This window comes from Bradyrhizobium jicamae (genome assembly GCF_001440395.1).
Classification (GTDB): Bacteria; Pseudomonadota; Alphaproteobacteria; order Rhizobiales; family Xanthobacteraceae; genus Bradyrhizobium; species Bradyrhizobium jicamae.
The window spans coordinates 319-9,958 of sequence record NZ_LLXZ01000164.1 but is presented as its reverse complement, the minus strand read 5'-3'; the positions used below and the strand labels follow the sequence as shown (position 1 = coordinate 9,958).

Annotated in this window: 9 protein-coding genes; 8 read left to right on the top strand and 1 reads right to left on the bottom strand. The window is 62.2% G+C overall.

Features of this window, described 5'->3' with window-relative positions; all coding sequences use genetic code 11:
- Positions 1-639: 639 nt before the first annotated feature.
- The 7 genes from tolQ to pal all read left to right on the top strand — a co-directional run bounded on the left by tolQ (position 640) and on the right by pal (position 8,460).
- A complete protein-coding gene (gene tolQ / locus CQ12_RS27920) occupies positions 640-1,353 on the top strand; it encodes a protein TolQ (protein ID WP_057838509.1) in 714 nt (237 codons plus the stop codon).
- Between the two features lie 37 nt (positions 1,354-1,390).
- The gene (locus CQ12_RS27915; RefSeq protein ID WP_057838508.1) at positions 1,391-1,867 is read left to right on the top strand and encodes an ExbD/TolR family protein; all 477 of its coding nucleotides are present in this window, start codon (positions 1,391-1,393) and stop codon (positions 1,865-1,867) included.
- Positions 1,868-1,919: 52 nt separating this feature from the next.
- Positions 1,920-2,846 (top strand): cell envelope integrity TolA family protein, encoded by a 927-nt coding sequence (locus CQ12_RS27910; RefSeq protein ID WP_057838510.1) that lies wholly within the window; start codon positions 1,920-1,922, stop codon positions 2,844-2,846.
- Positions 2,847-2,933: 87 nt separating this feature from the next.
- Complete coding sequence (gene tolB / locus CQ12_RS27905; RefSeq protein WP_057838507.1) at positions 2,934-4,265, top strand: Tol-Pal system beta propeller repeat protein TolB; 1,332 nt, start codon at positions 2,934-2,936, stop codon at positions 4,263-4,265.
- Between the two features lie 177 nt (positions 4,266-4,442).
- The gene (locus tag CQ12_RS27900; RefSeq protein WP_057838506.1) at positions 4,443-6,773 is read left to right on the top strand and encodes a putative bifunctional diguanylate cyclase/phosphodiesterase; all 2,331 of its coding nucleotides are present in this window, start codon (positions 4,443-4,445) and stop codon (positions 6,771-6,773) included.
- Positions 6,774-6,919: 146 nt separating this feature from the next.
- Positions 6,920-7,660 carry an N-acyl amino acid synthase FeeM domain-containing protein gene (locus CQ12_RS27895; RefSeq protein WP_057838505.1) on the top strand — a complete coding sequence of 247 codons (741 nt, stop codon included), beginning with the start codon at positions 6,920-6,922 and terminating at the stop codon, positions 7,658-7,660.
- Positions 7,661-7,968: 308 nt separating this feature from the next.
- The gene (gene pal / locus CQ12_RS27890) at positions 7,969-8,460 is read left to right on the top strand and encodes a peptidoglycan-associated lipoprotein Pal (protein ID WP_057838504.1); all 492 of its coding nucleotides are present in this window, start codon (positions 7,969-7,971) and stop codon (positions 8,458-8,460) included.
- 49 nt (positions 8,461-8,509) lie between these two features.
- On the opposite strand, the gene CQ12_RS27885 is transcribed toward pal, so the two are convergent.
- On the bottom strand, positions 8,510-9,382 hold the full coding sequence (locus CQ12_RS27885; protein WP_063799829.1) for an alpha/beta fold hydrolase: 873 nt from the start codon (positions 9,380-9,382) through the stop codon (positions 8,510-8,512).
- On the opposite strand from CQ12_RS27885, the gene CQ12_RS45715 reads away from it, so the two are divergent.
- A partial coding sequence (locus CQ12_RS45715; RefSeq protein ID WP_210180595.1) for a hypothetical protein occupies positions 9,381-9,640 on the top strand: 260 nt, incomplete at its 3' end. The genes CQ12_RS27885 and CQ12_RS45715 overlap by 2 nt on opposite strands.

The window sequence follows — 9,640 nt, the reverse complement described above, 5'->3', positions numbered from 1 at the left end:
TGATGCGATTCCTTCAAATCGCATCATGATCTAGGAACGGCACGCGAGACCTCGGGGGCAGCAAGCACCCGGTCTTCCCTGCGCCCTCTGAATGGGAGGGTGGGTAAAGAAGATGCATGCCTCGGACAAAATATGTCGCGAGATCGCGAATCTATTTCCGCGTCATTGCGGGCGCAGCGAAGCAATCCATCTATCCCCGGGCTGAGACGTGGATTGCTTCGCTGCGCTCGCAATGACGCGGTGAGAACTAGCGACTTTCCATCTTGAGGAGGCTACGCTTCAGGCCGCCCGAAAGGGCCGATTACCGGCCCTGCCGCAACCCTCCGGACGGTCCCATGGAACCCGGTTCCCGACCCTTAACCGCCCGTCCGGGCTGGAATTCCGGCTGTCGGATTTCCCTTTGGTAACCTAAAGTTAACCAAGCTTAGCGTCTGGTTAGGGACGGAATGACGCGCTGACAGCCCTCGTTTTGACATGTTGGCAGGGGAAGCAGGGCCCGGCTTTCGGCGGGCCCCCCATGCGACAGGAAAGAGGCTTCTCGCGCTGGCGCAAATCGCCGCGCCCAACGCGCGGCCGTGGAACCGGCAGCCATTTGCTCCCGGAGGAATTAGGGACCCTTGCGTTGAGAGGATACCGCTTATGAATCCCGCCGACGTGGCGCCGTCAGCTTTGCCGATGATCGCGGCCGATGTGTCGCTGATCTCGCTGTTCATGCAGGCCCACTGGGTCGTCAAGACGGTCATGCTGGGCCTGCTCGCCTGTTCGGTCTGGGTCTGGGCGATCGCGATCGACAAGATTTTCCTCTATTCGCGCACCAAGCGCGCGATGGACCGCTTCGAGCAGGCGTTCTGGTCGGGGCAGTCGATCGAGGAGCTCTACCGCGCACTGTCGGCCAAGCCGACGCAATCGATGGCGGCGTGCTTCGTTGCCGCGATGCGCGAGTGGAAACGTTCGTTCGAGAGCCAGTCGCGCTCCTTCGCCGGATTGCAGATGCGGATCGAGAAGGTGATGAACGTCTCCATCGCCCGCGAGGTCGAGCGGCTGGAGCGGCGGCTCCTGGTGCTGGCGACCGTTGGCTCTGCAGGTCCGTTCGTCGGTCTGTTCGGAACCGTCTGGGGCATCATGTCGAGCTTCCAGTCGATCGCGGCCTCGAAAAATACGTCGTTGGCCGTGGTGGCGCCCGGCATCGCGGAAGCGCTGTTTGCGACCGCTATCGGTCTTATCGCCGCCATCCCCGCGACCATTTTCTACAATAAGTTCACGTCCGAGGTGAACAGGCAGGCGCAGCGGCTGGAAGGTTTTGCCGACGAGTTTTCAGCCATCCTGTCCCGCCAGATCGACGAGCGGGCGTGAGAGCGGCACATGACGAGCGCAGCGTGAGATCACGATCATGGCGATGAACATGGCAGGTTCGGCAGGCGGTGGCGGTGGACGCCGCGGCCGGCGTCGTGCGGCCGTGATGGCGGAGATCAACGTCACGCCGATGGTCGACGTCATGCTGGTGCTGCTCATCATCTTCATGGTGGCGGCGCCGCTGATGACCTCGAGCATCGATATCGACCTGCCGGTCGCCGGCGGCGGCAAGCAGATCCAGGCAAACGCGCCGCCATTGACGCTCTCGGTCAAGCGCACCGGCGGGACCTGCAATTCCAACGTCGAGCTTTATCTCGGGGATACGCCGATTCCGGCCAATGAGCTCCTGCCCAAGATCACGGCGATCAAGGAGACCCGGTCCGAGGCCGAGCGCGTGGTATACCTGCGGGGCGACAAGGACGTCTGTTACACGGATATGATGAAACTATTGGGGTATATTCGGCAGGCGGGGTTCAAGGCGAATATCGTCATCGTTCCGGAGCAGGGCTCCTGAGCAGGCAATGGCGTAGGATGGCTGACGGGGGAGTGGGAAAACTCGAGTGAAGATCAAGGTCGACAAGACGGTGATGGCTTCCGTTGCCCTGCACGTTCTCGTGCTGGGATGGGTGATGCTGTCGTTCTCGACCAAGGCGCTCGAAATGCAGCCGGAAGAGTCGGTTGCGGTCGATGTTGTTGACTCCAACCAGTTGGCCAAGGTGATGGCCGGCATGAAGACCGGCAAGAAGGAAAACCCGAAGCCGCTGGTCGAGAAGGTCGCCGAAGCGAAGCCCGTCGATGACACCGTCGGCAAGATCAGCGAGAAGGCGCCTGTGGTGACCGAGACCGCGCCGCCGCCGCAGCCGAAGGTCGAGGAGAAGCCGGTCGAGAAGAAACCCGACCCGCCGAAGGTCGTTGAGAAGCCGAAGGAAGAGCAGAAGCCGGTAGAGAAGAAGCCGGATCCGCCGAAGGTCGATCAGATCGGCGACACCATCAAGAAGGAAGAGAAGAAGCCACCGCCGAAGCCGCCGGTGCAGGCCGCCAAGCCGCCGCCGGAGCCGCAGAAGAGGATCGTGGAACGGCACTTCGATCAGAACCAGATCGCGGCGCTGCTCGACAAGCGTGATCCGACGCGGCAGGCCACGACCGGCGACACGCTGAATTCCAATGCGGCGCTGGGCCTTGCCAAGGGCACGGCCGCGGATAATTCCGCGACCTGGGGTTCGATGTTCCAGCGGCAGGTCGAGCGATGCTGGAAGAAACCCTATGGCGGGATCGAGTCGCAGAAGCCTGAAGTCGCGTTTGCCATTCGTCTGAAGCGCGACGGCACGCTTGAAGGCTCGCCGGTTCCTGAGGGAACGCCGACAACGCCCTTCCTTCGCGTCTATCAGGAAAGCGCACTGCGCGCGATCATCGAATGCCAGCCGTACAAGCTGCCGGCGGCATTCTATGAGGAGTGGAAATATTTTGCGCCGGTGTTCAAGGAAAAAGTCTAACGGTTTTGTCACGTGGCGGACATCCGTTGGCAATGACAGATATGAGCAAAGTTTGAAGCGATGACTGATAAGGATGGATTGCCGAACATGCTGTATCGCCCGAGCCGCCGTCAGATCATTGCCGGAATGGCGGCGCTTGGCGCGGTCGCCGGCGGTCGCAATGCTCTTGCGCAAGCGCCGAAGCGAATCCCCATTCCCGAAGGTGAGTTCGTTCCGCAGCCGATCGCGATCCCGAATTTCGTCGCGGGCACGCCTGGCGATGCCGAGGTCGGCGTCGGCGTCGCGCAGGTCATCACCAACAACCTCAAGCGCAGCGGGCTGTTCGCGCCGATCGATCCAGCCGCCTTCATCGAGCGCATCAGCAATCCCGACAACCCGCCGACCTTTCAGAGCTGGAAGCAGATCAGCGCGCAGTTCCTGGTGACCGGCCGCATGACGCGGCTGGGCGACGGCCGGCTGAAAGCGGAATTCCGCCTCTGGGACGTCAACCAGCAACAGCAGCTCACCGGCCAGCAATACCAGACCTCGCCGGAATACTGGCGGCGGATTGCCCACATCATCTCCGACCAGATCTACGAGCGCCTGACCAGCGAAAAGGGTTATTTCGACAGCCGCGTGGTGTTCGTTGACGAGACCGGATCGAAGGAGCGCCGCGTCAAGCGGCTGGCGCTGATGGATCAGGACGGCGCCAATGTCCGCTATCTCACCAAGGGCTCCGATCTGGTGCTGACGCCGCGGTTCTCGCCGTCGACGCAAGAGATCACCTACATGGAATTCGGCCAGGGCGATCCGCGCGTCTATCTGTTCAACGTCGAGACCGGGCAGCGCGAGATCGTTGGCAATTTCCCCGGCATGTCGTTCTCGCCGCGGTTCTCGCCGGACGGCCAGCGCATCATCATGAGCCTGCAGCAGGGCGGCAATTCGAACCTGTTCGTGATGGACCTGCGCTCGAAATCGACGACGCGGCTGACCGATACGCCGGCGATCGATACCTCGCCGTCCTATTCGCCCGACGGCAGCCGGATCTGTTTCGAATCCGATCGCGGCGGCAAGCCGCAGATCTATGTGATGCCGGCCAATGGCGGTGGCGCGCAGCGCATTTCGTTCGGCGAGGGCAGCTATTCGACGCCGGTCTGGTCGCCGCGCGGCGACTACATCGCCTTCACCAAGCAGGGCGGCGGCGCGTTCGCGATCGGCATCATGAAGACCGACGGTTCGGGCGAGCGCATCCTCACCTCCGGCTTCCACAATGAGGGGCCGACGTTTGCGCCGAACGGGCGGGTCGTGATGTTCTTCCGCGATCCTGGCGGCAGCGGCGGCCCGTCGCTGTACACGGTCGATATCTCAGGTCGTAACGAATTGCGGGTACCAACGCCCGGTTTCGCCTCCGACCCGGCATGGTCGCCGCTATTGTCTTGATGGAACCCGCGCGCGCGGAGCACACTCGTTAATCGGCAAACATTGCCTAGCCCGCTGATTTTGCGGGCAAATTTTTTCGTTTACCAATCGGTAGCAACGTCTCGCTAACGATGTTCCCTCAGAAAGACTTCACCTGCGATAGGTACAACGTCTAATTCCAAAGGACGTGCGCCCGAAATGCAGCTTGCCGATCAGCGAGAATTACCCGAGCAGGAGACACCGCCGTCCATTCGCGCGGCGTTGATCGATTCCCTCTTCGAAACGCCGGGCACGGTGCATGTGGGCATCGTCTTCGCGACGATCACCGCGGCCATGACCGCGCTGAAGACCGGAAACGACCTCATCTGGGCATGTGTCGCGCTGCTCGCCCTTGCCGGCGTTGTCCGGGCGATCGATCTGCAACTCTACCAGTCGCGCAAATCGACCCTCACTGCCGATGGTGCCGCGTTGTGGGCGACGCGCTACCAGGTCGGGGCCATGATCCAGGCCGTTGCGATCGGCATATGGTGCAGCACCACGCTGTTGAGCACCGACGATGCCGTGGCCCATATGATTGCCTTGTCCGTGACGATCGGACTCCTCGCCGGCGGCGCGGGCAGGGCCTATGGGCGGCAGTGGATATTCAGGCTGCAGCTTCTTCTCGCCCTGGGTACGACTGTCATCGCGCTGGCGGTACGCGGTACGCCCTATTACGTGGCGATGTCGGTCGTCACCGCCGTGTTCCTCGTGACGCTCATCAAGCTCTCGGCCAACCTGCACAGAATTTTCATGCAGGCGCTTGTCGCACGCGAGCGCGAAGCGGCGCTGGCCGGCCAGTTCGATACTGCGCTGAACAACATGCCGCACGGACTGTGCATGTTTCGCGCCGATGGCCGGCTTGCGGTGATGAATCACCGCTTCAGCAAGATGATGAATTTGTCTGATGACTTCGTGCAGCGGGACGCCAATGTATCCGATATCTGCCTGGCCTGCGTCGCCGCCGGGGCGATCTCGGGGGCAAGCGCCGATCTCATTCTGCAGCAAGTCGAGTATTCCCGCGCCAGCGACATCATCACCACCGATCCGGATTTCAACAAGAACCGGTCGCTGTCCTGGACCTTTCAGCCGATGGCCGACGGCGGCACCGTCATGCTGGTGGAGGACATCACCGAGCGCAAGGATGCGGAAGCCAGGATCAGCCATCTGGCGCGCTATGACGAACTCACCGAACTACCCAACCGGGTCAACTTCCGCGACGAAATCGGACATCTTCTGGCGATCCAGCAGGGCGCCGAACAATTATCGGCGCTGTTGTTCGTCGACCTCGACCAGTTCAAGCAGGTCAACGACACGCTCGGCCATCCCTGCGGCGATCAGCTGTTGTGCGCGGTGGCCGAGCGGCTGCGCGAGATGTTGCGGCCCGAGGATTTCGTGGCGCGCTTCGGCGGTGACGAGTTCGTGGTGTTCCAGCAGAACATCCATTCGCCCGAGGACGCTGCCGGCCTTGCCCGGCGCATCGTCGATCGCCTGAGCGAGCGCTACAAGATCGACAATCATCTGGTCGAGATCGGCGCCAGCGTCGGCATCGCCATGACCTCGCAAGGCGTCAGCGCCGACACGCTGCTGAAGAATGCCGACATGGCGCTGTACCGCGCCAAGGCCGACGGCCGCGGCACCTTCTGCTTCTTCCGGGAGGAGATGGCGCAGGTCGTCGAATCCCGCCGCATCCTCGAACTGGACCTGCGCAAGGCGCTGGCCAACGAGGAGTTCGAACTGTTCTTCCAGCCGCTGGTCAATCTCAAATCGGGTCGGATCTCCACCTGCGAGGCGCTGCTGCGCTGGAATCATCCGGTGCGCGGCACGGTGTCGCCGACCGACATTATTCCGATTGCCGAGGACATGGGCCTGATCGTCGATCTCGGCCGCTGGATTCTGCGCAGGGCCTGCATGGAATGCATGAAGTGGCCCGAAGGCGTCAGCGTCGCGGTGAACTTCTCGCCGCAGCAATTCCATCAGCGCGACGTGCTGAGCGAAGTCCGCTACGCGCTCGAGGTCTCCGGCCTGCCGGCGAACCGGCTCGAAATCGAAATCACCGAATCGTCGCTGCTGCGCAATACGCAAGTAACGCATGACGTGCTGTCGCAACTGCATTCGCTGGGCGTGCGGATCTCGCTCGACGACTTCGGCACCGGCTATTCGAGCCTGAGCTATCTTCACAACTTCCCGTTGCAGAAAGTGAAGATCGACCGCTCCTTCCTGGAAGGGATCGATACCGACCGTCCGCTGACGCTGCTGCGCGGCGTGGCCCGGCTGTCGGCCGACCTTGGAATGTCTGTTGTCGTCGAGGGCATCGAGACCAACGAGCAACTCGAGCTGATCAGCGCCGATGGCGCGGTAACCGAGGCCCAGGGCTATCTGTTCAGCCCGCCGGTGCCCGCGGTCCGGGTCCGCCAGTTGCTGAATGCCTCGCACGGCCGCCGCCCGCCGGACGACCAGCTCCGCGCGATCGCCTCGCGATCGATCGCCTGATTTCCCCGCAAAAATACGGACAAATCGCCCAGGTTGGGTAGCCGGAAGGCTTAACCCTAACGGGGTGATTCGTTTGCAAAGCATTAAGAAGCTGTTAAGCTTTTTCGTGCCCGCACAGGTTGTTGAGTGTTTTCAAGGAGTATTGGATGAAGTCCGGAGTCGAAACGCGCGGGTCGAACTCCGTTTGGGGATCACGGCTCCTTGATCGCGTCGAATACCGGCTTGTCGAAACTGCCGAGGAAAGAGATCGCATCTCTTCGTTGCGCTACAGAGCCTATCTGAATGGCGGATTGATCCCGCCGTCAGAGTCCGAGCGCGTCCACGATCCCTATGATGATGCTCCCAACGCCCGGACGTTCGGAATTCATATTGATGGCGAACTCTGCAGCTCCGTCCGCCTCCATGTCCTGACATCGGAATGGCGGATGTCCCACACGACCGATTTGTTCGGCGATGTACTGCATCCTCGCCTCGATAAAGGAGAGGTTTTCGTCGATCCGTCGCGCCTGGCTGCCGACCCCGAAAAAGCCGGGCGGTTTCCGGAACTTCCCTACCTGACGGTGCGCCTGGGCTATATGGCCTGCGCTTATTTCAAAGCCGACACCGGGCTCGCGCTCGTCCGTGCCGAGCATCAGGCGTTTTACCGTCGCGTCTTCCTGCAAGAGGCTATCGCCGAACCGCGTCCGATTCCGATCATCTCGCACAAGGTGGCCTTGATGGCCTGCGATTTCGGGATTGTGCGGGACAAGGTATTGGCCCGTTTTCCCATCATGCGTTCGACGTCGACCGAGCGGCGGATGCTCTTCGAGCGCGACACCGAGCGGCATTCATCGCCCCACGGCGTTGTCACTTCCTTCGAGCGGCCCTCGATCGCTCTGACTTCCTGAATCTGGCCGCCGGCGAATCAGACCGGCTGCGCGACCCCGCGGATTCTCCGGTGCGGCGGTTCATATTCCTGAATGCCGGTCCCGTCCGGGCGATGACAAGCACCCAAATCCGGTGATTTCGGCCTTCGCGCCCTTGCTTTCACCATCGCGCCACATTTACAAACCATTAACTATCGCGGTCGCTTTTCACGGTTTGCCGGCATTTGAGCGAGCCTGGCAAGGTTCCATCAAGGTTGACGGAACGTTCGCTTAACCATCGAGCTGTAGACCGGATAACAGTCGAAAAACGTGAGCGTGGAGGCTCCGGAATGAAATATCAGATGCGTATCCTCCAGGGATGGAAGCTGGCGGCTGTGGTCGCTGTGGCGCTGTCGATGGGCGCCTGCGCCAAGAACAACGTCGGCGCCGATGGCGCGATGGCCAGCGCGGCAACCCCGGGCAGCCAGCAGGACTTCGTGGTCAATGTCGGCGACCGCGTGTTCTTCGAGAGCGACCAGACCGATCTGAGCCCGCAGGCGATCGCCACGCTGGAGAAGCAGGCGCAGTGGCTGCAGACCTACAATCGCTATTCCTTCACCATCGAAGGCCATGCCGACGAGCGCGGCACCCGCGAATACAACATCGCGCTCGGCGCCCGCCGCGCCCAGTCGGTGCGCAGCTATCTCGCCTCGCGCGGCATCGATCCGAACCGCATGCGCACCATCTCCTACGGCAAGGAGCGTCCGGTCGCCGTCTGTAACGACATCTCCTGCTGGTCGCAGAATCGCCGCGCCGTCACGGTGCTGAACGCCGGCGCCTGACGAATTCGATCTCGCAAAGTTTCTGAGCCGGCGCCTTCGGGCGCCGGTTTCATTTTGGGCGCAGGATGAAGTTGCGGATCGCGGCCAGGGTGCGCTCCGGTGCATCTTGGATGCAGGCGTGCCGGCAGTCAGCGAACCGTTCGAACCGCACCAGGTGTGGCGGCAGCGCGGCTGCGATGTCGGCCTGGCTCTCGATCGGGTGAATGGGGTCGTCCTCGCCGCCGAGCACCAGGGTCGGGCACTGGATGCGATCCAGATCGGGGAAGAAGTTGTAGCTGTGGCTCTCGCCGCCGGGCTGAGTGAACCATTGCAGCACCGGCGGCCGGTTGATGGCGCGGCGTCCCATGTCGGGGTCGCGCGGGACGCGCGTGTAATGCGGCATCGCCAGCCGCACCCAGGCCTCCACTGAAGTCTGGTCTGGATGGCCCCGATCTTCCAGCAGGCGCCGCCGCGCCAGCGCGCCGACTTCCGGTCCGCCGAAGCGTTCGAACAACTCGACCCGTCGCTCCAGATATTCGCCGCCGGCGGCCGCCGTGCTGACCAGCACCAGTTTCGAAGCATGGTTCGGATGGCGCGTGGCGTAGGCCAGCGCCACCATGCCGCCGAATGAGGCGCCCAGCACGATCGGGGCGGTAATGCCGAGCACCTCGCAGAACGCGCGCACGTCGTCGCCCCACTGCGCCAGCGTCCAGCCCTCTCGCGGGCCGTCCTCGCTGCGGCCGTTGCCGCGATGGTCGAGATAGACGATCTGCGCGATGTCGGAGAGGGCAGAGTAGGCCGGTTTGTAAATTGAATGATCAAAGCCCGGGCCGCCGTGGAGGAGCAGCAAGGTGGGCTTTTCCCGCATGGTGGGCCCGTCCGGGACCAGCTTCGCCCCCTCGACATCAAAGAACAGCCGCACCCCATTCACGGATACGTGCATGAGCGGTCTCCTTCATCTTGATGAACGGTCCTGCCGCTTGCTTGTCTTGAAGGAGATACTAAACCATACCGGAACCCGGCGTCCGGATTCGGAAATGCCAGTCACAATTCCGGCGTACTCGCTCTCTCAATGTGTTCTGCTTTCGTTTGACACACGGCTTCGTCATCAGGGCAAAATGTCATCCAGATTCCTCAACGTTACCGGCGCTGCGGCGATGGCCGCGATGCTGGCTTTGTCCGTGCAACCCTCGTCTGCTCA

What these genes read in the sequence shown, in the direction of transcription:
- tolQ (WP_057838509.1), top strand. Translation starts at nt 640, where the DNA reads ATGAATCCCGCCGACGTGGCGCCGTCAGCTTTGCCGATGATCGCGGCC.
- CQ12_RS27915 (WP_057838508.1), top strand. Translation starts at nt 1,391, where the DNA reads ATGGCGATGAACATGGCAGGTTCGGCAGGCGGTGGCGGTGGACGCCGC.
- tolB (WP_057838507.1), top strand. Translation starts at nt 2,934, where the DNA reads ATGCTGTATCGCCCGAGCCGCCGTCAGATCATTGCCGGAATGGCGGCG.
- CQ12_RS27900 (WP_057838506.1), top strand. Translation starts at nt 4,443, where the DNA reads ATGCAGCTTGCCGATCAGCGAGAATTACCCGAGCAGGAGACACCGCCG.
- CQ12_RS27895 (WP_057838505.1), top strand. Translation starts at nt 6,920, where the DNA reads ATGAAGTCCGGAGTCGAAACGCGCGGGTCGAACTCCGTTTGGGGATCA.
- pal (WP_057838504.1), top strand. Translation starts at nt 7,969, where the DNA reads ATGAAATATCAGATGCGTATCCTCCAGGGATGGAAGCTGGCGGCTGTG.
- CQ12_RS27885 (WP_063799829.1), bottom strand. Translation starts at nt 9,382, where the DNA reads ATGCACGTATCCGTGAATGGGGTGCGGCTGTTCTTTGATGTCGAGGGG.